The organism is Marinobacter sp. KMM 10035 (genome assembly GCF_046537445.1).
Lineage (GTDB): Bacteria > Pseudomonadota > Gammaproteobacteria > Pseudomonadales > Oleiphilaceae > Marinobacter > Marinobacter sediminicola.
The window spans coordinates 1,938,271-1,960,406 of sequence record NZ_JBBVMG010000001.1 but is presented as its reverse complement, the minus strand read 5'-3'; the positions used below and the strand labels follow the sequence as shown (position 1 = coordinate 1,960,406).

The window sequence follows — 22,136 nt, the reverse complement described above, 5'->3', positions numbered from 1 at the left end:
ACACTCAGTTTATTTGAGTCATGTTTAACAGCCTTTCGAGCTAGCTCTCGCCTTGTGATTGGTGCAGCGTACTCTGCGCCAGATCCAGCAATTCCCGCAGTGCTACAGAAAACATCGCGTACTCGGGCTCCCTTACGCCCTTGAGCTCCTGAAGCATGCTTTTCCAGCGCTCAATCAACGTCTCATGCCGCTGCAGCCACGCGTCTACAGAAGCAGACACATCCTCCGGCGTTCCAGCCAGACGAAGGACTCCGATGGTCAATGCCCGCTGCTGCCAATCCAGATCTTCCCGGAAGCTTTCCCTCGCCAGAGCCTGCCAATGAGAGCCAGGCTTGAGGCCTGCAATGGCCGTGGCAAACCAGTTCAGGTCGAGCCTGTCGCCCAACTCGTAGTAGAGGTTGGCGACGGTTTTAAGCGGCATGCCAGTGGTTTCCTGAGCCTCGATAATGCCAAGGGATGAGTACAGGTAACTGGTGCCAGACAACACAGATGCCAGTTCCGCCGGCACCCCTTCACCTACGAGCGCTTCGTTACGTTTTGCCCACTCGCTGCTGGCATACTCGCCCAGATACTCCGGCAAGCCGGACGTGATCGCCCAAACACTGTCGGCAAAGCGCTCCATGTGGCTTTGAATGCTCAATTCCGCGCGACGATTACGCAACAACCAGCGCACAGAGCGGCGCATAAGGCGCATCAGATCCTGCATCAATTTCATCTGCAGCTGAGCCGGAATGTGGAAATCGAGCGCTTCAATCTTGTCCCACCAGTTATCAATCCGGAAAACATCCCGGGTGATCAGCCATGCCAACGCAATGGACGCAGCATCTGCTCCGGTAGACTGGTTCAACCGTTCCACAAACGTGATGCCCATGTGGTTTACCATATCGTTGGCAATCTGTGTCGCAATAATCTCCCGACGCAGCTGGTGTTCACCCAGTTCCTTGGAGAACTTCTGGTTCATATCCCTGGGGAACACTTTGTACATTTCACGGGCAAGCAACGGGTTATCTGGCAAGTTGCTGTCAATGAGCGTCTGCTTCAGATCGCCTTTCACATAGGAAATAAGAACCGACAGCTCTGGCCGGGTCAGCCCTTTATTGTTCAGTTTGCGCTCAGACAGGGTGTCGTCATCAGGCAGGAACTCCAGGCTCCGGTTCAGCTTGCCTTCGCTTTCAAAGGTGTTCATCAGCCTGCGGTATTCCTCAAGGCGCGTGGCTGCGTCCTCGTTGGCAATACTGATGGCCTGGGTTTGCCGATAGTTGTTCTTGAGAACCAACGCGGTCACATCGTCTGTCATCTCTTCCAGCATGACGTTGCGCTGTTTGAAGGTAAGATCTCCCATTGCTACCGCACGGTTGAGCAGGATCTTCATGTTAACTTCGTGGTCCGAGCAATCTACTCCACCCGAGTTATCGATAAAGTCTGTATTCAACCGCCCGCCACTCAACGCATATTCGATGCGCCCAAGCTGGGTCATACCCAGGTTGCCGCCCTCACCTATAATCTTGCAGCGCACATCGTCTCCATTGATGCGCACGCCATCGTTGCCCTTGTCTCCCACATCGCTGTTGGACTCGACACTGCCCTTAACATAGGTGCCAATCCCTCCAACCCAGAGTAAATCGACCCGAGCCTTGAGGATGTGCGAAATCAGCATGTTCGGAGGTACACGGTCGGAACTGATGTCCAGCAGCTTCTTGATTTCCGGGCTAATCGCTATGGATTTCGCATTGCGATTAAATACCCCACCGCCTTTCGAGATCAGCTTTGTATCGTAATCCGTCCAGGCTGAGCGGGGCTTCTCGAACAGGCGCTTACGCTCTTTGTAGCTCTTGGCCGCATCGGGTGTCGGGTCCACGAAAATGTGGATGTGGTTAAACGCTGCCACCAGGCGGGTTTTCTCAGAGTTCAACATGCCATTACCAAATACGTCTCCGGCCATGTCGCCAATGCCAATGGCGGTAAACTCATCCTCCGCCGGGTTAATGCCCAGCTCACGGAAGTGACGCTCCACAGACACCCAGGCTCCCCGCGCCGTGATGCCCATTTTCTTGTGGTCGTAGCCATTGCTGCCGCCCGAGGCAAATGCATCGGCCATCCAGAAGTTGTATTCCGCTGCCAGGCCGTTCGCAATATCAGAGAACGTGGCAGTGCCTTTGTCAGCGGCAACAACCAGATAATGATCGTCCGAATCGTGTCTGACCACCCGCTCCGGTGGCTGGATCCTGGCATCGATCAGATTGTCGGTAATATCGAGCAAGCCACGGATAAACGTTTTATAGGCTGCAACGCCTTCGGCTTGGAACGCTTCACGATCCGATGAATCGGGCAGGCGCTTGGCAACAAAGCCACCTTTGGCACCCACTGGCACAATCACTGCGTTCTTTACCTGCTGAGCCTTCACCAGACCAAGCACTTCCGTGCGGTAATCTTCAAAACGATCTGACCAACGCAATCCGCCCCGGGCAACCTTGCCACCACGCAGGTGAACGCCCTCAACACGCGGCGAGTACACAAATATCTCGTACACAGGCACCGGCAGTGGCATGTCTGAAATTCCGGAGGGATCAAATTTCACACTGATATAGGGCTTGGGCTGGCCAGCTTCGTCCACTTGGTAGTAGTTGGTGCGCAACGTAGCCTGCATCAATTCGAGATAAAGACGGAGCACACGGTCTTCACTGAGGTTAGCCACCTCATCGAGCCCGGCATTGAATTCGATTTCCAGCTTCTGCTGAGCCGCCTGGCACTTCACCTCACTCTGGAAGCGATCCGGGTTGAAGCGCACCTCAAAGTACTCCAGCAGAATCCGTGTGAGCTCAACATGATTCACCAAAGTATTGGAAATAAAGGTCTGACTATTAGAAAAGCGGATCTGCCGCATATAACGCGCATAGGTGCGCAACAGGGCAATTTCCCGCCAGCTCATGTAAGACGTGATGAGCATACGGTTGAAGGCATCGCTCTCCGCTTCGCCGTACCACACCCGATGGAACAACTCCTCGAAGATGGGCCGTATCCGGTGGATATCCACCGCCTTGCCACCGTGGGCATATAGGGTGAAATCGTGAATCCACACGGTTTTATTGTTCCGATCGGTCACTTCGAACGGATGCTCACCCAGAACACGGAAACCCAGGTTGTCAAAAATGGGCATTACGTCGGATAAAGGCAGGGGCTGGTCAGGATAAAACAGCTTGAAGTGCAAGGTGCTTTCGTCCTCTTCCAGTGCCCGGTAAAAACTCATTGTAAGGCCATTACCGGTAGAAGCTGCCGCTATATGTTCAAGGTCAATGGCGGCGCGACGCGGCGAGAACATCTCGGTGTAGCTTGCCGGAAAGCCATTCGCCCACAGGCGATGCAGCTCATTACCTTGCTCTTCCCCAAAGGTTTCACTGAGCGCACCAGACAAACCATCTCGCCAGGACTGAGCCAATTCAATGACCTTCTCCCGGATTTCAGCCAGCGGCAATTTACGATTTTCAACCTGGGGAACACGGATGGTGAACTGCACTCGAGCCAGCACAGATTCGGAAAAATGCGTCACAAACTCGATATCTTCAGCCCCAAGCTGGTCAAGCAGTACCTGCTCCACCTTCAAACGAAGCTCGGTGTTGTAAATATCCCGAGGGAAAAATGCAAGGCAGGTAACGAACTGTCCGTAAACATCTTCACGCATAAATAGCTCAATGCGATGGCGCTCCTGTATATACAGGATATTCTTCGCCACTATCAGCAGTTCATCTTCAGCAATCTGGAACAGCTCGTCCCGGGGATAAAGGGTAAGAATCTGCTCAAGCTCTTTACCTGCGTAATCTGCCTTCAAGAACCCGGAGCGTGTCATCACACTCTGAAATTTGCGTTTGAGCAGCGGAATCTCATCTGGCCGTTCGTTATAAGCACGAGACGTATACAGGCCCAGGAAGCGGCGCTCGCCAACCACCTCCCCCTTTTTATTGAATTTCTTTACGGCGATATAGTCCGGATAGGCGGGGCGGTGAACACGTGAGCGCTGAGCAGATTTTGCGAAAATGAAAATATCGTCAGCCCGCGTCATCTCGTGGCGCGTGCGCTGGGGCAGTTCGTTAAGACGAACCTGTTCCGGTCGCTCGTTATTTACACGGAGGATTCCCAGCTCGGAATTTTCAATCCTGCGAACCACCATGCCTGATTTTTCCTTGGCAAAGTCATACTCGTCGTAGCCAAGAAAAGTAAAGTGATCGCTTACCAGCCATTTCAGGAACGCTTGCGCTTCTTCCTTCTGCTCATTGCTAATGATTGCTGTAGTGCTATCAAGCTCTTTAATTATCTGCTTGACCTTATCGGTAACCACCGGGAAATCCGAGACGGCGATACTCACTTCGTGGAGAACCGCCCGAAGAACCTGCTCCAGATCTTTAAGATCCTCGGGATTGTTGTGCCGGGCAATTTCCAGAACGATGAATGCCTCATAGGCAGAGCCCAAATCGGATTTCTTGGTCGCCAGCAAGTTTTCGAGGTTTCCTGACTTATCCCGCTCCAGATTAAGAATGGAGTGCTGAATAGAGTGAGTCGCAATTTCCCGCTGGTTAATCGCGATACGCAGGGAATCAATCAGAAACGGAATATTGGGGTGCAAAATAAACACAACGGTATGAGTTGACTGCCAGCCGTCGCTTTCCAGATCCGGGTTGAATACTGCCACTGGCGCTTCTTCGGCCCCACGCTTCTGCATAAACTGCCAGGCCGCCATTGCTGCCCCGTAGGTATCTGAGAGACGCCGTTCAAGAAGTTCGTCCAGAGGAATATGGGCGTAATGTTGCTTTACAAATTCGCTGATTTTCTTGGCTTCGGCTTTGGCAAGCTTCTTGGAAAACTCCTCAGCCAAAAGTTCGAAAAACTGATCTTTGCTTGCCACTGTCAGCGCATTCATGGGCGACCTCAGATAGTGTGAAATAAACGTAATAGGGATATCGTGAGATAAGCATAGTCAAACCCTTGATTTTTGCCGCACAGACACCAAAACTGCGGCAACTACTTACGCACGAGAGCAATCACTTCCTATGTCGTTACAGCATACGTTCGGTGAACTACGGGCACAGTTAGCCAAAAGGATCATAGGTCAGGAAAAGCTGGTTGACCGTCTTCTTATTGCATTGCTTGCGGATGGACACCTTCTGGTAGAAGGCGCTCCGGGGCTGGCGAAAACCACCGCAATAAAAGCCCTTGCAGACCATCTCACGGGGGACTTCCATCGCATTCAGTTCACCCCGGATTTGTTGCCATCTGACGTGACCGGCAGCGAGATCTATCGGGCAGAAACCGGGCTATTTGAATTCCAGCGCGGGCCAATTTTCCACAACCTGGTACTGGCAGACGAAATCAACCGGGCTCCAGCAAAAGTACAGTCTGCCCTGCTTGAGGCCATGGGCGAGCGCCAGGTCAGCGTGGGCATGCGCACCTTCCCCCTTGATCGCCTGTTCATGGTGATGGCAACCCAGAACCCCATCGAGCAGGAAGGCACTTACCCGCTGCCCGAAGCCCAGCTTGATCGGTTCCTTATGCACGTGGTGATCGGATACCCATCAGCTCAGGCCGAGCAAGCCATTCTTCATCTGGCCAGAAACGACTACCGTCAGGGCCAAGCTGCCGCTGAAGTTCGACTGACCGCAGACCAGGTTTTCGAAGCCCGGGCTGAGGTTGCCGACATCTATATGGCGGAATCGGTTGAGCAGTACCTTCTTGCCCTGGTGCTGGCCACCAGAGATTCCGGTGTCCTGGACCCGGAACTTGGCCGCTGGACGGCGTTTGGCGCCAGCCCCCGAGGCACCATTGCGCTCGACCGTTGCTCCCGTGCCATCGCGTGGCTCAACGGCAGGGATTATGTAACTCCGGACGATATTCGGGCGGTTGCCTTCGATGTGCTCAGACACCGAATCCTGCTGACCTTTGAAGCCGAGGCGGAAGGCGTAACGGCAGACACAGTGATACAGCGCCTGATTGACCGCGTGCCCGTGAGCTCCTGAGGCTGGCCATGGATGTACGCGCCAGTGATGCAACGACCCGCGTAAGCTTGCAGGCACTTATTCGCCTGCAAGCAGATGCCCGGGCTTTGAAGCTGCCTTCAGCGCGCCCAGCAAGAGCGCGCCAGGCCGGGCTCCAGCGCTCGGCGCAGCGTGGTCGTGGAATGGCCTTTTCGGAGGTGCGGCTTTACCAGCCGGGCGATGATATCCGCAGTATTGACTGGCGTGTAACCGCCCGTCGCCAGGCACCTCACACCAAGCTGTACGAGGAAGAGCGGGAACGCCCGGTGCTGCTGATATGCGATCTGGGCCCCACCCTGTTCTTCGCCAGCACTGGAGCCTTCAAGCAGGTTCGCTGCGCTCAGCTTGCGGCCATTCTTGCCTGGCTGGCACTTATGGCGGGTGATCAGGTAGGCGGCATTGTATTCAATGGCAGCACCTTGAACGTTCAACGCCCGGCCCGGCGAAAAAAATCCGTATTAGGATTGCTGGACACCCTCGCCAGCCAACAGCACACATCCATAGAAAACGCCGCATCAGAAACCTCCCTCGATACCGCGCTCGCGGAAGCCCGGCGTGTTGCCCATACCGGTAGCCGGATCTTCGTGATCAGCGATTTCCTTGGCATCTCGGACAGCACCCCGGCACTGCTCGGCGCCCTGGCTCGCCATAATAGCGTCAGCGCCTTGCGAGTTGTGGACCCCCTGGAGCTGGAACTGCCCCAAAGCGGGCGTTTTGCAGTTGCCGGTGCGGAAGGCCCGGTCTGGTTTGATGCATCCAATAGCAGCTTTCAGCAGGCCTGGCGTGAAAAGATCACTCACCACGAGGCCAGGCTTAAAGAGTGTTTCCGTTTATCGGGCGTATGGGCTTCTAATGTTTCAACCCATGAATCACCTGCTGTGAGTCTTAAATCCATACTCGGGCCGGGAGGGAGAATCGGATGACGCCCGACGATCCCCTGAGCCAACTGCGCGATATTCACCTGCCAATAGCCGGCGGCTTCTGGCCACCGGCGCCGGGTTGGTGGATTCTTGGCGTTCTCCTGCTTATTGCTGTGGCAGCTTTGATCTGGGCGGTCATTCGCCGCCACCGCCGAAACCGCTGGCTGAGGCTTGCAAAGGCGGAGCTGGCTATTCTGGAGCGCTCGGCTGTTAAAGAGTCACAGTGGTTCACGGAACTCAATGCGCTGCTCAAGCGTGTGGCGCGGGCGCGTTATCCAAACGAAAATCCTGAAGCCCAGACTGGCGAACAATGGGCGGAATGCCTGATTCGCCATCTTCCTGAAGACCGAATAGCTCATCGCCCTGTGGTCGACGCTTTGATAAACAGTGCCTGGCAACCAGAGCCGACCGCCGAACCCGCACAGGCTATGGAATTCGCCCGCATCTGGCTGGACGCGCAAAAATGCTGAGCCTCACCTACCCCTGGGCACTGCTACTCATTCTGGTGCCCCTACTGTTGCAATGGAAGAAACCCGCCACCCACACAGTAGACGCCCCGGTTTTCCCTATCGGGCATTGGCTCTCGGAGTTGCCGGGGGTTACTCGACAGGGCAATGGCGTGCCCCGCTGGCAAACCTTGGTGCTGTTTCTGGCCTGGGCGCTACTGGTGTTGGCACTGGCACGGCCGCAGCATGTCGGTGAGCAGGTGCAGATGCCCGTGTCCGGGCGCGACCTTATGCTGGTGGTGGACATTTCGCCCAGTATGGAAGAGCAGGACATGATCATTCAGGGCCGCAGCATTAATCGCTTACAGGCCGTTAAAAGAGTGCTGAACGACTTTATTGCCCGCCGTGAAGGAGACAGGCTGGGCCTGATACTGTTTGGCACGGAGCCCTATGTTCAGGCGCCTTTGACCTTTGACCTGGAAACCCTCGAGATACTTTTGCAGGAATCGGGCATCGGTATGGCCGGGCGCGCAACCGCTATTGGGGATGCCGTCGGCCTGGCTACGAAACGCCTTAGAGAGCGCCCCCAGCAGCAACGAGTGGTTGTGCTGCTTACAGATGGCGCCAACACAGCCGGCCAAATCACACCCGACAAAGCAACAGAAATTGCAGCGGCTGCAGGCGTTCGCCTCTATACAATCGGTATTGGTGCCGAGTCGATGATCCGACGCGGCTTGCTTGGCTCCCGCCGGGTAAACCCTTCAAGAGATCTGGACGAAAATCTGCTAACGCGCATGGCACAGCAGACCGGTGGCGAATACTTTCGTGCCCGTAGCCTGCCCGAGCTGGAGTTGATTTACGAAACCATCAACCAGCTTGAGCCCATTGAGCTGGACGGCAAAACCTACCGTCCGGTTACCGATCTCTTTTTCTGGCCTGCGGGCATGGCGGTCGCCCTCTGGCTTGGCCTCTTTATGTTCAGGCGCGTTACGAGTTGGCGGGGCCGGGCTCGGCAGACTACGGAAGGAGGTGTGACCCATGGCTGACTTCCACTTTATCCGCCCTCTCTGGCTTCTGCTGCTGCTCCTTGTGCCGTTGCTGTACATCGCTTTGACGCGCCGAGGCTCGGGTGACAGTGGCTGGTCAGGCCTGATTCCGGAGCAGCTTTTGGCTCCGGTGATCCGACGTTATGGCGGCCCGGAAGGCAAGGGGAAATCAAAACTCCTACCTGCAATTAGCGCACTGGTTATCCTCACAATTGCCCTCGCGGGGCCGGCCTGGCGTGAGGCGCCGACGCCCCTGAAAAAGCCGGGAGATAGCCTCGTAATTGTGCTCGACTTGTCGCTATCCATGCTGGCCACCGATCTGGAACCGGATCGCCTTACCCGGGCAAAACGCAAAATCCGCGACATTCTTGCTGTTCGGGAAGGCAGTCTCACCGGGCTGCTTGTTTACTCCGGGGATGCCCACATAGTCACGCCCCTGACCGACGACAGCAACACAGTCATTGGTATGCTCAACGTACTCGACCCCGTCATCATGCCGGTTCAGGGCAACCGATCGGATCTTGCGATTGCCAAAGCCCGCGCGCTTTTGGAGCAAGGTGCTCCGGGCATGGGCCGCATTCTGTTGATTACCGACGAGGTTCCAGACCGCTACCGCGAGCCTATTCGCACTGCGCTGAAGGGCACCAATTACACACTAAGCACTCTGGCGGCGGGCACCCGCGATGGCGGCCCCATTCCACTGGCCCGGCGGGGCTTTATCCGCGATAACGGCAACATTGTCATAACACGCACCGACCCGGACATGCTCGCGGAACTCGCCCGAAACAACGGGGGGAGCAGCCATGAACTGACACTGGATGACAGCGACATAGCGGCCCTGCATCTCAGCCCCGTTGAATCCGACGAGTGGCAGGATTCCAGCACCGGGCTCACGGTAAACCGTTGGCAGGACGACGGCTACTGGCTGTTGTGGCTGGCTTTGCCGTTGCTATTACTAGGCTGGCGCCGTGGTGCCTTTACCGCCATGGCACTGATTCTTCTACCCGCTCTGCCGCAACCAGCCCAAGCGATGGATTGGGGCAGCCTGTGGCAGCGGGAGGATCAACGCGCAGCAGAGTTGATCCGGGAAGATCCAACTGAAGCGGCCAGGATGCTCAAATCTCCGGAATGGCGTGGCTCTGCTCTTTACAGGGCGGAGCGCTTTGAGGAAGCAGTCAAAGCATTCGCCGGGGTAGATAGCACCCTCGGGGATTACAACCGTGGTAACGCTCTCGCCCGGGCCGGTAAGCTAAAAGAGGCTATTGAGGCATACGACAGCGCATTGGCGCGCAAACCAGGCATGGAAGATGCGCAGGTAAACCGCCAGATTGTAGAGGATCTGCTCGAACAGCAAGAGAAGCAATCCAGTCAGGACCAGGGTAAGGACGATCAGAACTCGTCAGATTCCAGCCAGAACGACGGTCAGCAACAGGGGAACCCTTCCGGTTCATCCGGTGACAGCGAAAATCAGGATCAGCCGCAGAACTCGGGCCGGGAACCTGAATCTTCTGAAAGCGGAAGCGAAGAACAAGAGCAGAACGGAAATCAGGAGGAATCTGGCAAGCAACAACCGGGCGACGCATCAGAAAACCAGAGCTCAAGCGATCAGGCTACGGAGACAGAGCCCGGCGATCAGGAAGTCGAAACACCCGCCCCTACTTCTGAAACACCCCTGACCCAAAGCCAGGAGCAATCCCTGCGGCGGGTCCCAGACAACCCGGGCGGGCTTTTACAACGAAAATTCCTGCAACAGTATCAGGAGCGTCAGACACCATCTGATGAGGGCGACACACCATGGTAAAACGGATGATTCTCCCGGCAATTCGGCTGGCAGTGCTTATGGTATTCGGGCTTGGAGCACACGCCGGCGAACTGAGCGTCGAGCCAGACCGAACCCGGCTTTACGAAGGCGAAGTGCTGACGCTTACCGTAAAGGGCAGCACAGAGATTGATATCAGCCTGAGCAACCTGTTCGATTTTGACCTATCGAACCTACCCTCTCCGGATATCGAAAAGGTGGAAGGTGATTTTGAAATACTGGCCCGCAACCAGCGCTACAGCATTCGCACCGTAAACAACGACATGGTGGGTGAAATAACCTGGACCTACCAGCTTGCACCCAAATCAACCGGAAAACTCACCATCCCCCCACTGAGTTTTAAAGATTCCAAATCGAAGCCGGTGACGATCGAGGTTGTTGACGGCACACCTCCAGATCAGGCCGGCCCAAACCGGGGCAGTTTCATTGAGCTGACGGCTGATAAAGCCGAAGTCTATGTACAGGAGCAACTGATCCTGACGGTGAGGCTGTACTTCCGGGGCAATCTTATTCGTGGTGAACTATCCGATCCACAGCATCCCAATGCGATCATCGAAAGTCTGGGCAAACAACGGGAATATTCCAGCGACCGCGACGGCGTACGCTATCGGGTTGTGGAGCGGCGCTATGCCCTGTTTCCACAAAAGCCCGGCGTAATGAACCTACCCCCGATTCGTTTTGAAGGCCAGGCCAGAGATGCCGACGGCTCTCTCCGGTTCCTCCGGGACAGTGCCTCATTGTTTGAAGTGCCCGTAAAAGATGTTCCAGCAGAATTCAGCGGCTCAACCTGGTTACCGGCCGCCAGCCTCACTCTGAGAGAGGCAGGCATGCCACCCACACTGAACCTGAAGACCGGTGACAATCTCACCCGCACACTAAGCCTGCAAGCCACAGGGCTGCCGTCAGAAGCGCTACCACCCTTACCCGACTCTATGCCAGATGGGCTTCGTCGATATCCGGAAGAGCCTCAACGAAACACCAGCGTGGGGCCTGATGGAATTGTTTCGACTCTAACCCAAACCAGCGCGCTGGTTCCCGTGGAATCGGGCAAACTGACCCTCCCGGCGGTGCGAATTCCCTGGTGGGATACAGAATCAGACAGCGAGAGAGTGGCTGTTATCCCCGCGCAAACCCTTAACGTTACCGCCTCTGAAGCCGCAACGGCTGTTGCTGGAACTCCTGCCGGAGGCCAAGGTTCACCACCCGCCACTGGTGGTGAAGATCGACATGGCAGCACCGGTGCAGCAACGAATAACACATTTTGGCAGTGGGTCAGTCTTGCGCTTGCGGGTATATGGATTCTGACGATGTTGGCCTGGTGGCGAACCCACAGAATGACTGCCGATACGCCTGCCAATACCGATTCTGAGGAAAGTGGAAATGAACGCGATGCGTTTGAGCAGATGCTCAATTCGGCAAAGGATGGCCGGGCATCTACTCCCGGGCTGTTTGTACACTGGTCAAATTTACGCTGGCCAGGACACGACTTCCGCTCTGCCGGTGACGTTTTCCGGGTAGTTTCAGCACCGGATCTGGACAAGGAGTTGAACGCACTGCAGGCACACCTGTTCAGCCGTGATCGTTCCGGTGATGGTAACAACAGTGAACAGTGGGATGGGGAGCAGCTGGTTACAGCCCTCAGGCACGCAAGGCAACAGAGAAACAGATCAAACCAGGAATCCGGCTTGCCACCACTCTACCCAAACAGCCTTTCAGTGTAAGGGCCAGCGTAGCGACTACTCGAAACAGTCTGAATACTCGCTGGGCCGACACCTGCCGGCTCAGCTGAGTTGTGTTCCGATCAGCTTCCGGTCAATTGCTTATTGATCACTATGGCTACCGGTGAGCCCTGCTCTTTGGTAACCGTGATAGGTGTATCGGTACTTCCCTGCCAGTCACCCGCTTGCGCGCTGATGCTACCAGAACGTGTCAGCCGCGCCGTTACAGCCACCTCTTCAACACCGGAAATCACCGCTTCCGGGGTCATCGCATATCGGTCATCCAACCGGATATCGATGGGCAGAGCGCTTGCCGTCAATCTGACAACAGCCAAGGGTGGACCGCTCTGGACATTGGCTGCACGGGCAAAGATAAACAATGTAGTGTCGTCAGGAATATCCTGCTTGAACGCCTCATCAAGGCTCACACTCACAGTTACGCCCACGCCCTGAGCGCTATCACCCGCTGCAGCAAGAGCCGGTTCCTGTGCTGGTGGCTGCTCCCCAAGGCGAGTATAAGCTTCTTCGATGCCGCCCTGAATGGCGCCCAACTGTGGGTGATCTGGTGCGACTGTCTGAATACGCTCCCAGTACTGGATAGCCTCGCGATAGGCGCCCTGACTGAAGGAATGAATGCCCAACAAACCAAGAGAATTTACTTCGTCAGGGTTCAATGATCTGGCTTCTTCAATCGTGGCAGTTACTTTATCGGTCATGGCACCTTGGTTAAGGAAAAATAGCGCCTGCGCAGATAGCCCCAGAGCGACCGCCTGGGACCCATCATCAGATTTCACACTATCAGCCAACTGCCGGAATGCCCATGCTGCATCTTCATAGCGCTCCAGGCGCATATAGGTTTGGCCCAACATCGCCCATCCGTCAGGGTTATCGGGACTGGCTTCCAGCCGCTCGCGCAACTGTTCTGTGAGCGTGCCCATCTGCGCTGCACGGGCTTCATCCGAACCACCCAACTCCTGCATGGCGATATACGCCTCCACACTATCCAGGGCACCCCACTCTTCATAAAGCACAACCGTGGCTGCGGGAATCAGGAGTATTGAGACCAAACCCACCGCCATCGCGGCCTTGCGACCGGGAATGCTTTTTGCCCGAACCTCATTATCGGGCACATCATCCAACATGGCTCCGGCAAGTTCGTCGCGCAATTGCTGGTAAGTTTCCTCGTCAATAATTCCCGCTTGATGCTCTTTTTCCAACTCAGCCATACGGCTGCGATACGCCATCAGGTTCTGGTTTCTGAGATCTGTCTGCTGCCGGTCGGCCCGGCGGTGGAACATCACTGGGTAGATTACAAATGCCAGGGCAAGAATGATCAGTACCGTTGCGGCAATCCAGAAAGTTTGGGTCATGGAAATATCATCACAGGTTCAAAATGAATAAGGCGGTGCGTATAGCTACGAATCCGGGCGTTTGCCATAGGTATTGGTCAGACTTTGCCGTTACGATCTTTTTCCGCAAGCATTTTTTCAATACGGGCCTGCTCGTCAGCACTGAGTGCCGGCGCCGCTGTACCCGCGCGACGAGAGCGAACAACCACCCCGACCACTACGAGTAACCCACCCAGAACGGCAATCGCAGGCGTTGCCCAGAGAACGAAAGTTCGGCTATCCAGATCGGGTTTGTACTTTACAAACTCTCCAAAGCGGCCCACCAGAGACTCCACAATTTCATCGTTGCTGGCCCCCTCTTGCATCATTTGATAAACCGCATTTCTCATGTCCTTGGAAATCGGTGAGTTTGAATCCGCAATGTTCTGGTTCTGGCATTTGGGACAGCGCAATTCTGCGATCAGATTCTGGTAGCGTTGCTCTTCGCTGCGGGTGTCAAAACCATACACTGCAGAAACATCGGCAGAGCTGATACCGGAGGCAAAAACAGCCAACAGGAAACACATAATACGGAGCATCAACCGTTCTCCCGCGCTTTAGTAATCACTGGCAACAGGATCTGTTCCCACACTTCGCGGTTGACCACACCTACATGGCGGTAACGCACAACGCCGGATGCATCAATTACAAAGGTTTCAGGCGCGCCATAAACACCCAGATCAAAACCCAGGGTGCCTTTTGGGTCGTAGATCACCGTGCGGTAGGGGTCGCCCAACCTGTCCAGCCAAACCAAGGCTTCGTCTCTGCTGTCCTTATAGTTCAGCCCGATAATTGGAACCTTCCTTTCCTGTGCCAACCACATGAGGTCAGCATGCTCATCCCGACAGGCGGGGCACCAGGTACCCCACACGTTCAGCAGGGTCACCTCACCCTGGAACAGACCCTCATCAAGGGTCGCCTCAGGTTGCTTCAGGCTTTTGAGGCCGAATACCGGAACCGGCTTTCCAACCAGGGCGGAATCCAACTTGGTGGGGTCTTTACCGATACCCGCAAACAGAAATGCACCCACCACGATGGCCACCAGCAGGGGCAGAAACAGTAAAAACCGCTTCATAAAACCGCTCCAGCTGTTTCCTGGGAGCCTGGTTGTGATGGCGCCGGGGATGTCGAACGTTCCGTCGAGCGTTCACGTATCCGGTAACGGCGATCCGATATGGCCAGGAATCCACCGGCGGCCATAAATAGAGCCCCAAGCCAGAGCCAGCGGATCAGCGGCTTGTATTGCAGGCGTATAGCCCAGGCGTTGTCAGAAATACGTTCACCGACAGCCACAAATATATCCCGGAACAAACCGCCATCAATATCCGCTTCTGTCATAACACTCATGCCAACCGCGTACTGGCGCTTTTCGGGGTGCAGCTCAGCAATCAGCTTGCCATCCCGCATGATCTCGAACGTGCCGTACTGGGCAGTAAAGTTACGACCGCGGCGCTCACCAATATCCACAAACAGGAACTGGTAATCCCCAACCTCGGCCACATCACCCGGCACCATGCGCACATCCCGCTCAATACCATAGTTCGACACCACCGTTGCGCCGGCCATGGTGAGCGCTAATCCGAGATGACCAAGCACCATGCCGTAGTAACTACGGGACTGGCGCTTAAGGCCGTGAACTCGCCCCTTTTTCGAAGAGGACTTGTCCCACAAATCCCAGAAGGTTGCAGTGGTTACCCATAGGGCTGTAAATACGCCAATAAAGGCCCAAGGCTTGAATCCGCCATACACAACCATGACCGCGGTACTGAGCAGCATACTGATCGCCAGCGGCCACAAGAGTTTGCGCGCAAGCCAACCGGCATCGGTTTTCTTCCAGCGCGAGAAGGTGCCAACGCCAAGCAAAAGCCCTGTCGCCACAGCCAGAGGGCTGAACGTGAGATTGAAGAACGGCTCACCGATGGATATCTTGCCCAGCTCGAAGAAATCCAGAACCAGTGGGTAAAGCGTGCCCACTGCGACCAGCAGCGTTGCAGAAACCAGCAGTACGTTATTCAGCAGCAGGAAAATTTCCCGCGATAGAGAGCCATAGCGGGAGCGCACATGAACCACAGGCGCCCGAAACGCATAGAGCATCAGACTGGCCAGGATGGTTAATGCAAGCAACGCCAGCAAAAAGGTGCCCCGCTCCGGATCAGACGCAAAGGCATGCACCGAGGTAAGCACGCCAGATCGAACCAGGAAGGTTCCCAGCAAACTCAGGGAAAAGGTGACAATGGCTAACAGTACCGTCCAGCTTTTGAACACACCGCGTTTTTCGGTCACCGCCAGCGAGTGCATCAGCGCAGTACCCGACAACCAGGGCAGCAGCGAGGCGTTTTCTACGGGGTCCCAGAACCACCAACCACCCCAGCCAAGCTCGTAGTACGCCCACCAGCTTCCAAGAGCAATACCAATAGACAGAAATGCCCAGGCAACCGTTGTCCAGGGCCGTGACCATCTCGCCCACGCGGCATCCAGACGCCCGTTAATCAGTGCCGCAATGGCGAATGCAAAAGCTACGGCAAAGCCAACGTAACCCATATACAACATGGGCGGGTGCACAATAAGGCCGAAGTCCTGCAACAACGGGTTCAAATCCGCACCATCAGCCGGTACGTTTGGTAGCAGACGGTCAAATGGGTTTGAAGTCACCACAATAAAGAGCATAAAGCCAACACTGACCATGCCGAGAACAGATAACACCTGGGAGATCATCACCGCAGGCAACCGGCGACTGAAAATGGCAACGGCCATGGTCCACCCGGTCAGCATCAATATCCACAGGAGCAGTGAGCCTTCATGGCCACCCCACACCGCGCTAAACTTGTAATACCAGGGCAGCATGCTGTTGCTGTTGTTCGCCACGTAGGCGACTGAAAAGTCGTCTGTTAAAAAGGCATGGGTCAACACCGCAAACGCCAGCCCGACAAACACAAACATGCCGGTAGTCAACGGCCTCGCAAACGCCTGCAGGCTGTCTCGGCCGGTGAGTGAGCCAACCAGGGGTACAACCGACAGAAGCACTGCCAGAACCAGCGCGAGTATCAGTGCAAGCTGTCCGAGTTCGGGATACATCAAAGCTCTCCAGGAATCAGGCTATTGGTTGTAATGTGTTTAGTAGGTTGCGGATTTGGTGCTTTCAGTCGCCGACTTGGCTCCCGCCTCCGATGCCTTTTCCAGGGCACTGGCCACTTCTGGCGGCATGTAATTTTCATCGTGCTTGGCCAGAACCTGATCCGCTACAAAACGCCCCTCATTGTTGAGTCGACCCATGGCGACAATGCCCTGTCCCTCAGCAAACAGGTCAGGCAGGATTCCAACGTACTCTACAGGCACAGAAGCGCTGTAATCAGTTACCAGGAACTCCACCTTCAGGCTTTCCGGGTCCCGCACAACCGAGCCTTCTTCAACCATGCCGCCTGCGCGGATACGGACATCAATTGGGGCCTCTCCAGCAGAAATCTGGCTCGGGTCGTAGAACAAGTTAATGTTCTGGCGCAGCGCATAGGTTGTCAGCGCCACTGCTACGGATAGCCCTGCCAGCAGAAACAGTACAATAGTCAGCCGCTTTTTACGGATCGGGTGCATTTACATACCTGTCAGTCAGTCTTGGGAAACGTTTACGCGCGCGAAAGACGCAGAAGATGCTGGAGCCGAGGCCACTTTACTCTTGTCGGCCTGAAACTCATAACCACGACGGCAGGACTCAACCATCGCTTTCCTGCTCCGCAATGATCCCGCCATTAGCACAGCCATCAGCACAAAAAACACAGCGTAACAGGCCCACACATAAGGGCCGTGGCCCTCCATCGCGATAAAGGCAGAAAAAGAATCAAATGCCATGGCTCAAACCCGTCCTTTCAATACGAATTCTTTCACCCACCGGGTGCGTTGCTCCCGGGACAAAATTTCTGTCTGCATACGAACGCAGGCGAGCCATCCGAAAATCAGGTACAGGCCCAGCACTGACAGCAGCAGTGGCACCCACATTTCCGCCGGCATGGACGGCTTTTCTGTGAGCTTGAACGTCGCGGGCTGGTGCAGTGTATTCCACCAGTCTACGGAGTATTTGATAATGGGGATATTCACTACCCCTACCAGCACCAGAACAGCAACAGCGCGGGCTGCCGATTTTTCGTCATTGATAGCGCGATCCAGTGCGATAACGCCGCCATACAGGAACAGCAGAATCAACATGGAGGTAAGCCGGGCATCCCAAATCCACCAGGTGCCCCAAGTCGGCTTGCCCCAAACCGCCCCGGTAAAGAGCGCCAGAAATGTCAGAACCAGCCCCACCGGCGCAACCGCCTTGACGAACACATCGGCAAGCTTCATACGCCACACCAGCGTTACAAGGGCCGCAGACGCCATCATTATGTACACCGACTGCGCCATAAACGCAGTAGGCACATGAATAAAAATGATCCGGTAACTATTGCCCTGAAGATAATCCTTGGGCGCAAACGCCAAGCCCCAGACTACGCCAGCCATAAGCAGCAATACACCGCCTGCCAGCAGCCAGGGCATGAACCGGGTGGATATCCCGAAAAACCACTTTGGGGAACCCAGTTTGTGAAAAATTTGCCACATCAGATGGTCACCGTCCTACCGTTTACCTTGTTTTATCCGTTCGACAAGCTGATTTTCAGCGCTGCAGCTGCTGCAAACGGCGCAAGTGTCAGCGCCAGCACAAGGAAAGCGCCCATCAAAGCCAGGTATGCTCCCACAGATGCGCCCTCTGCCGCTGCCGCAACTGTGCCCGTGCCGAATATCAGCACCGGAATGTACAGGGGAATGATCAACAGGGACAAGAGCACACCTGCCGATCGCAACCCAAGCGTTAACGCAGCACCAATAGCGCCAATCAAACTCAGTACCGGCGTACCAATCAACAGCGTTAGACACAAAACAGCAATAGAGTTCCCGTCGAGATGCACCATTACACCAAGAACAGGGGCTAAAATAACCAAGGGCAAGCCTGTCAGCATCCAGTGCGCCGTAGTTTTAGCCAAAATCAGAAGAAACAGCGGCTGCGGCTGAAGCACAAGCTGTTCCAGGGTGCCATCGTCAAAATCATGGCGAAACAGATGATCCAGCGACAGCAGAACAGAAAGCAGCGCTGCCACCCACAGTATACCGGCACCCGCTTGGCTGAGGAATGAAACCTCCGGGCTGACACCAAGGGGAAACAGCGTAACGACCATAATAAAAAACAGCAGCGGGTTAAGCAGATCCTGGCGTTGCCGAAATGCCACCTTCATATCCCGTGCAAACACACCTTTCATGGCAGCCAGAGCGCCAACACGGCTACTGGCCAGCTGAGCTGCCAGACGGGTTTCAGCGTTCATCGGCCACGCCTCCCTTGCCAAGCACCAACCTGTGCATGCCCGGAAGCGCCAAATCATGGTGAGTGGTCACCAGCACAGCACCGCCTTCAGCAGCTCGCTGTTGCAAAAGAGCTTCGATAGCTGCCACACCGTTTGCATCAATGGCGGTAAACACTTCATCGAGCAGCCAAAGGGGCTCGTCAGCTATTAACAGCCGCGCCAATGCAACTCTGCGTTGTTGACCGGCAGACAAATTGCGACAGGGTACGTTTTCATAGCCAGCGAGGCCGGTACCTTGCAGAGCCTGACTTAATGCTGCGTCAGACACTGGCCTGCGACCCGCCATTAAGGCCCGGAGGTTTTCCAGCGGAGTAAGCAAGGGTTTGATACCCGGACGGTGCCCGAGATACAGCATGTTGCGGAGAAACTCTTCCCGGTGGTTTGCCACCGGCGCCCCGCACCACTTCAATTCACCGGTCCAGGCATCATTCAGGCCAGCCAGTATTCTCAGCAGGGTTGTTTTACCGGAGCCATTTGGCCCCTCGACACGAGTTACTGTACCGGGCAGTATGGAAAAGGATAACTCACGGAAAAGTATCCGCTTGTCCCGCTCACACTGCAGGTTAACAGCCTGTAGTAATGGTTCGGGAATCAAGGGTAACGGCTCGGACATCAGGGCCCCGTAATCAGGACGATGCACAATTGCATCGGGTGTATTCACGACAATAGTTGCCGGCGCGGCGTATTATAACGAAAGCGTCTACAGATTACTCTTGTCTGGTATCAAGTCAGCAGCGATGAAACTACCCAGCGGCCAACAGTCCCCTATCCCTCCGGCACCGGTAACTCCCGGGCCGACGCAGACCAATGAAGCCTCGCAGCCAGGCCGAGAAACAGCGGCGCTGTCGGCCCGACAGCAACTGGACCAGGTACAGCTCGCAAACCGTGAGACCATACTGGCCCGGGTAGCAGAAGTCATCAACCGTCAAGGCAGTGGCAACGCAGAAGTGTTGCTGGATGTGCGAGGAAAGCCGCTACAGGTTAATGCAGCAATTGGTGCCACGGAGCTGACGCCGGGGGATTGGGTAAAAGTAATGCGGGCCGGTAACGAACTGCAACTGATGGGCAAGCTGGTAGCGACACCAGAAGCCGCGATTGCACGGGCTCTGGCGCAACGAATGCCCTGGCAGCAAAGCCTGGACAGTGGCCTGGCAAAACTGATGACAGCACTGAACCGGGGCCTGGTTCCTGAACTGACGCCCGGGCAACTGCCCACCAGCCGCAGCCTGCAACCTCTGCCGGAAGCGGCGCGCCAGGCTCTTGAGACTCTGATTGCAAGGCTGCCTGCCAGCAACACCCTTGCGCCCGGTGCCGGCACTCAGAACAACAGCGTACAGCAAATCCGGCAATGGGTAGCCGAGAGTGGACTGTTTGCAGAATCCCGCCTGACCCAGACACCTTCGCCCGCACTGCCCGACCTCAAACTTGCCATAGGGCGAATGATCACCAGCTTGCTTGCAGAGCAAGGCGGTAACACCGCAACCTCCTTCAATCGTCTTATGCCCTTGGCAAGCCCCAGCCTGGTTCAGGCGCCGCTGCAATTCCCACAGGCAATAGTACCCGCCACGAGTTCCGAGCCCACATCCGTGGGCCAGACCTTGCGCATGTTGGCGGGCATGCTGAACCGGATTACGGTTAACCAATTACACAGCCAAATCCTGACGGCAAGAGGCGGCGGTGACACGCCTGCACCCACCTCCACCCTGCTTATGGACTTACCTTGGGTAACGCCCCAAAACGAGCCCAAGCTGGCACAGCTGCGTTTGGAGCAATACAAAGACGAGTCTTCAGCCAAGGGCCGTAACGAAAAAAGTGCTGCCATCAGCGAGTGGCGCCTGAATCTTGCCATTGATCTGGAACTGGCCGGGGCTCTGAACTTTGAGGTTTCCCTGCGCCAGCATGAAGTCAGTGCTCGGGTGTGGGCAGAAAAACAGGAAACGTTAAAGCAGGTGAACGAAGAACTGCCGCTTCTGAGGCGAAGCCTTGTGGAGTTAGGGCTGGAAGTGACAGATCTGGAATGCCGGCGGGGCAGCCCCTCGTACCCGACAACCAAGCTGGAGCACAGACTGGTGGACACCCGAGCATGAAAGAGAAAAACCAGGGCCAATCATCCAGTGCCGCAGTTGCACTGAAATACGACGGCGAAAAAGCCCCGACCATCACGGCCACAGGCACTTACGAACTGGCTGATGAAATTATCCGGATTGCCAGAGAAAACAACGTGCCACTGTATGAAAATGCCGAGTTAGCTGGGATTCTCGCACGCTTGTCACTCAATGACGAAATACCCGAAAACCTCTACCGGGTTATTGCAGAAATTCTTGCGTTTGCCTTTCATATACGCGGCCGCACGCCTGAAGACGCCGGCAGTAGCTCAGATAATCCCTGAAAGCCACTGGCCTGCTTAAGCCGCCTGACGTTTCTTCAGCGCCGATACCAGCTCGGCCTCGGGACGGGAAATTCCGCATGTATTCATCAGATCGTCAATATCTGCGCCAAGGTCAACAAGCCGTGAAGCTTCATCGTAAGATATACGCAGAGGATCGTTCTGGCGCATCTCGTCCATGGTTGTTCTCAGCTCATGCAACTGCCGCTCACAAGCCACAAGGCGTTGGCCCACCCCCATGCTGCCACTGGCAGTAGCATGCAATTCCCTACCGAGGATATCGCACCGCTCTTTGAGTGTGGATTTCAGTTCTCTGTTCTGGCGGCCAAGCATAACGCCCTGCACAAAAACCAGCGTAATCGCTACGCCAGTCAACGCCCATGGAAGATAGGAAGGAATTTCAGTAAACATGATGGATGTCTCCGGTTATTAGCCACTTGAGGCATCCATCATCAGGTCTGGCCGGTATGGCGCCGGTTTACAGTCCTGCGATCTCTGCCCATTCGTGGTCTGACAGCATTTTATCGAACTCAACCAATATGATCAGTTCGCCATCCTTATTACACACACCCTGGATAAATCTGGCACTTTCATCATTACCCACGTTCGGTGCAGTCTCAATTTCACTGGCTTTCAGGTACACAACTTCGGCTACTGAATCCACCAGAATACCCATCACCTGGTCAGCAGATTCCATCACTACAATTCGGGTGGCGTCTGTCATTTCGGCATCTGCCAACCCGAAACGGCGACGGGTGTCTATTACCGTCACCACATTGCCCCGCAGGTTGATGATACCGAGTACATAGTCCGGAGCACCCGGCACCGGCGCAATCTCCGTGTATCTCAGCACTTCCTGAATCTGCATAACATCCAGACCATAGGTCTCGTTATCCAGCCGGAAGGTCACATACTGCAGTACCTGATCGTCTTTGGCCTGTTTTTGCGGTCCGCTCGGGGATGCCATAACCAGTCTCTCCTGTACGGCTTACCCGGGCGGGCA

At 55.5% G+C, this 22,136-nt stretch carries 20 protein-coding genes; 8 read left to right on the top strand and 12 right to left on the bottom strand.

The window, feature by feature from the left end:
• Positions 1–40: 40 nt before the first annotated feature.
• Complete coding sequence (locus tag AADB16_RS08815) at positions 41–4,912, bottom strand: NAD-glutamate dehydrogenase (protein ID WP_410802726.1); 4,872 nt, start codon at positions 4,910–4,912, stop codon at positions 41–43.
• 130 nt (positions 4,913–5,042) lie between these two features.
• On the opposite strand from AADB16_RS08815, the gene AADB16_RS08810 reads away from it, so the two are divergent.
• Genes AADB16_RS08810 through AADB16_RS08785 form a run of 6 tightly spaced genes read left to right on the top strand, consistent with a single transcriptional unit; the run spans position 5,043 to position 11,975 of the window.
• Complete coding sequence (locus tag AADB16_RS08810) at positions 5,043–6,005, top strand: AAA family ATPase (protein WP_309043083.1); 963 nt, start codon at positions 5,043–5,045, stop codon at positions 6,003–6,005.
• A gap of 8 nt (positions 6,006–6,013) precedes the next feature.
• Positions 6,014–6,946, top strand: coding sequence for a DUF58 domain-containing protein (locus AADB16_RS08805; RefSeq protein WP_410802724.1), 933 nt, complete (start codon positions 6,014–6,016; stop codon positions 6,944–6,946).
• A complete protein-coding gene (locus tag AADB16_RS08800) occupies positions 6,943–7,413 on the top strand; it encodes a DUF4381 domain-containing protein (protein ID WP_410802722.1) in 471 nt (156 codons plus the stop codon). The genes AADB16_RS08805 and AADB16_RS08800 overlap by 4 nt, the downstream gene beginning before the upstream one ends.
• Entirely contained in the window at positions 7,407–8,435 is a 1,029-nt protein-coding gene (locus AADB16_RS08795; protein ID WP_410802720.1) for a vWA domain-containing protein, read from the top strand. Before AADB16_RS08800 ends, AADB16_RS08795 begins: the two co-directional genes overlap by 7 nt.
• Positions 8,428–10,236, top strand: a complete 1,809-nt coding sequence (locus AADB16_RS08790) for a VWA domain-containing protein (protein WP_410802718.1) — start codon at positions 8,428–8,430, stop codon at positions 10,234–10,236. The genes AADB16_RS08795 and AADB16_RS08790 overlap by 8 nt, the downstream gene beginning before the upstream one ends.
• Positions 10,230–11,975 carry a BatD family protein gene (locus AADB16_RS08785; protein WP_410802716.1) on the top strand — a complete coding sequence of 582 codons (1,746 nt, stop codon included), beginning with the start codon at positions 10,230–10,232 and terminating at the stop codon, positions 11,973–11,975. The genes AADB16_RS08790 and AADB16_RS08785 overlap by 7 nt, the downstream gene beginning before the upstream one ends.
• Before the next feature lie 80 nt (positions 11,976–12,055).
• Here AADB16_RS08785 and ccmI read toward each other — a convergent pair whose 3' ends face one another.
• The 9 genes from ccmI to ccmA form a co-directional block, all read right to left on the bottom strand.
• Complete coding sequence (gene ccmI / locus AADB16_RS08780; RefSeq protein WP_410802714.1) at positions 12,056–13,342, bottom strand: c-type cytochrome biogenesis protein CcmI; 1,287 nt, start codon at positions 13,340–13,342, stop codon at positions 12,056–12,058.
• Positions 13,343–13,419: 77 nt separating this feature from the next.
• Positions 13,420–13,899: a cytochrome c-type biogenesis protein gene (locus tag AADB16_RS08775; RefSeq protein ID WP_410802712.1), complete on the bottom strand. Its 480-nt coding sequence runs from the start codon at positions 13,897–13,899 to the stop codon at positions 13,420–13,422.
• Positions 13,899–14,435, bottom strand: a complete 537-nt coding sequence (locus tag AADB16_RS08770; RefSeq protein WP_410802710.1) for a DsbE family thiol:disulfide interchange protein — start codon at positions 14,433–14,435, stop codon at positions 13,899–13,901. Before AADB16_RS08770 ends, AADB16_RS08775 begins: the two co-directional genes overlap by 1 nt.
• The gene (locus AADB16_RS08765) at positions 14,432–16,435 is read right to left on the bottom strand and encodes a heme lyase CcmF/NrfE family subunit (protein ID WP_410802709.1); all 2,004 of its coding nucleotides are present in this window, start codon (positions 16,433–16,435) and stop codon (positions 14,432–14,434) included. The genes AADB16_RS08770 and AADB16_RS08765 overlap by 4 nt, the downstream gene beginning before the upstream one ends.
• A gap of 39 nt (positions 16,436–16,474) precedes the next feature.
• Positions 16,475–16,948, bottom strand: coding sequence for a cytochrome c maturation protein CcmE (ccmE, locus tag AADB16_RS08760; RefSeq protein ID WP_309043073.1), 474 nt, complete (start codon positions 16,946–16,948; stop codon positions 16,475–16,477).
• Positions 16,949–16,963: 15 nt separating this feature from the next.
• Positions 16,964–17,203 (bottom strand): heme exporter protein CcmD, encoded by a 240-nt coding sequence (gene ccmD, locus AADB16_RS08755; RefSeq protein ID WP_309043072.1) that lies wholly within the window; start codon positions 17,201–17,203, stop codon positions 16,964–16,966.
• A gap of 3 nt (positions 17,204–17,206) precedes the next feature.
• On the bottom strand, positions 17,207–17,950 hold the full coding sequence (gene ccmC, locus AADB16_RS08750) for a heme ABC transporter permease CcmC (RefSeq protein WP_410802707.1): 744 nt from the start codon (positions 17,948–17,950) through the stop codon (positions 17,207–17,209).
• 32 nt (positions 17,951–17,982) lie between these two features.
• A complete protein-coding gene (gene ccmB, locus AADB16_RS08745) occupies positions 17,983–18,708 on the bottom strand; it encodes a heme exporter protein CcmB (protein WP_309043070.1) in 726 nt (241 codons plus the stop codon).
• Complete coding sequence (gene ccmA, locus AADB16_RS08740) at positions 18,698–19,339, bottom strand: cytochrome c biogenesis heme-transporting ATPase CcmA (protein WP_309043472.1); 642 nt, start codon at positions 19,337–19,339, stop codon at positions 18,698–18,700. Before ccmA ends, ccmB begins: the two co-directional genes overlap by 11 nt.
• A 145-nt stretch (positions 19,340–19,484) precedes the next feature.
• Here ccmA and AADB16_RS08735 point away from each other — a divergent pair, with 145 nt between their 5' ends.
• Positions 19,485–20,834: a flagellar hook-length control protein FliK gene (locus AADB16_RS08735; protein WP_410802705.1), complete on the top strand. Its 1,350-nt coding sequence runs from the start codon at positions 19,485–19,487 to the stop codon at positions 20,832–20,834.
• A complete protein-coding gene (locus AADB16_RS08730; RefSeq protein WP_410802704.1) occupies positions 20,831–21,136 on the top strand; it encodes an EscU/YscU/HrcU family type III secretion system export apparatus switch protein in 306 nt (101 codons plus the stop codon). The genes AADB16_RS08735 and AADB16_RS08730 overlap by 4 nt, the downstream gene beginning before the upstream one ends.
• Positions 21,137–21,151: 15 nt before the next feature.
• Here the strand turns inward: AADB16_RS08730 and AADB16_RS08725 are convergent, their stop codons facing one another.
• Together AADB16_RS08725 and AADB16_RS08720 are read right to left on the bottom strand one after the other, a co-directional pair.
• Positions 21,152–21,544, bottom strand: coding sequence for a DUF2802 domain-containing protein (locus AADB16_RS08725; protein WP_410802702.1), 393 nt, complete (start codon positions 21,542–21,544; stop codon positions 21,152–21,154).
• Positions 21,545–21,611: 67 nt separating this feature from the next.
• Positions 21,612–22,100: a chemotaxis protein CheW gene (locus AADB16_RS08720; RefSeq protein ID WP_309043066.1), complete on the bottom strand. Its 489-nt coding sequence runs from the start codon at positions 22,098–22,100 to the stop codon at positions 21,612–21,614.
• Between the last annotated feature and the right edge of the window lie 36 nt (positions 22,101–22,136).

Excerpts from the sequence above, each read along its gene's own strand:
- AADB16_RS08815 (WP_410802726.1), bottom strand. The coding sequence starts at position 4,912 with ATGAATGCGCTGACAGTGGCAAGCAAAGATCAGTTTTTCGAACTTTTG.
- AADB16_RS08810 (WP_309043083.1), top strand. The coding sequence starts at position 5,043 with ATGTCGTTACAGCATACGTTCGGTGAACTACGGGCACAGTTAGCCAAA.
- AADB16_RS08805 (WP_410802724.1), top strand. The coding sequence starts at position 6,014 with ATGGATGTACGCGCCAGTGATGCAACGACCCGCGTAAGCTTGCAGGCA.
- AADB16_RS08800 (WP_410802722.1), top strand. The coding sequence starts at position 6,943 with ATGACGCCCGACGATCCCCTGAGCCAACTGCGCGATATTCACCTGCCA.
- AADB16_RS08795 (WP_410802720.1), top strand. The coding sequence starts at position 7,407 with ATGCTGAGCCTCACCTACCCCTGGGCACTGCTACTCATTCTGGTGCCC.
- AADB16_RS08790 (WP_410802718.1), top strand. The coding sequence starts at position 8,428 with ATGGCTGACTTCCACTTTATCCGCCCTCTCTGGCTTCTGCTGCTGCTC.
- AADB16_RS08785 (WP_410802716.1), top strand. The coding sequence starts at position 10,230 with ATGGTAAAACGGATGATTCTCCCGGCAATTCGGCTGGCAGTGCTTATG.
- ccmI (WP_410802714.1), bottom strand. The coding sequence starts at position 13,342 with ATGACCCAAACTTTCTGGATTGCCGCAACGGTACTGATCATTCTTGCC.
- AADB16_RS08775 (WP_410802712.1), bottom strand. The coding sequence starts at position 13,899 with ATGCTCCGTATTATGTGTTTCCTGTTGGCTGTTTTTGCCTCCGGTATC.
- AADB16_RS08770 (WP_410802710.1), bottom strand. The coding sequence starts at position 14,435 with ATGAAGCGGTTTTTACTGTTTCTGCCCCTGCTGGTGGCCATCGTGGTG.
- AADB16_RS08765 (WP_410802709.1), bottom strand. The coding sequence starts at position 16,435 with ATGTATCCCGAACTCGGACAGCTTGCACTGATACTCGCGCTGGTTCTG.
- ccmE (WP_309043073.1), bottom strand. The coding sequence starts at position 16,948 with ATGCACCCGATCCGTAAAAAGCGGCTGACTATTGTACTGTTTCTGCTG.
- ccmD (WP_309043072.1), bottom strand. The coding sequence starts at position 17,203 with ATGGCATTTGATTCTTTTTCTGCCTTTATCGCGATGGAGGGCCACGGC.
- ccmC (WP_410802707.1), bottom strand. The coding sequence starts at position 17,950 with ATGTGGCAAATTTTTCACAAACTGGGTTCCCCAAAGTGGTTTTTCGGG.
- ccmB (WP_309043070.1), bottom strand. The coding sequence starts at position 18,708 with ATGAACGCTGAAACCCGTCTGGCAGCTCAGCTGGCCAGTAGCCGTGTT.
- AADB16_RS08735 (WP_410802705.1), top strand. The coding sequence starts at position 19,485 with ATGAAACTACCCAGCGGCCAACAGTCCCCTATCCCTCCGGCACCGGTA.
- AADB16_RS08730 (WP_410802704.1), top strand. The coding sequence starts at position 20,831 with ATGAAAGAGAAAAACCAGGGCCAATCATCCAGTGCCGCAGTTGCACTG.
- AADB16_RS08725 (WP_410802702.1), bottom strand. The coding sequence starts at position 21,544 with ATGTTTACTGAAATTCCTTCCTATCTTCCATGGGCGTTGACTGGCGTA.
- AADB16_RS08720 (WP_309043066.1), bottom strand. The coding sequence starts at position 22,100 with ATGGCATCCCCGAGCGGACCGCAAAAACAGGCCAAAGACGATCAGGTA.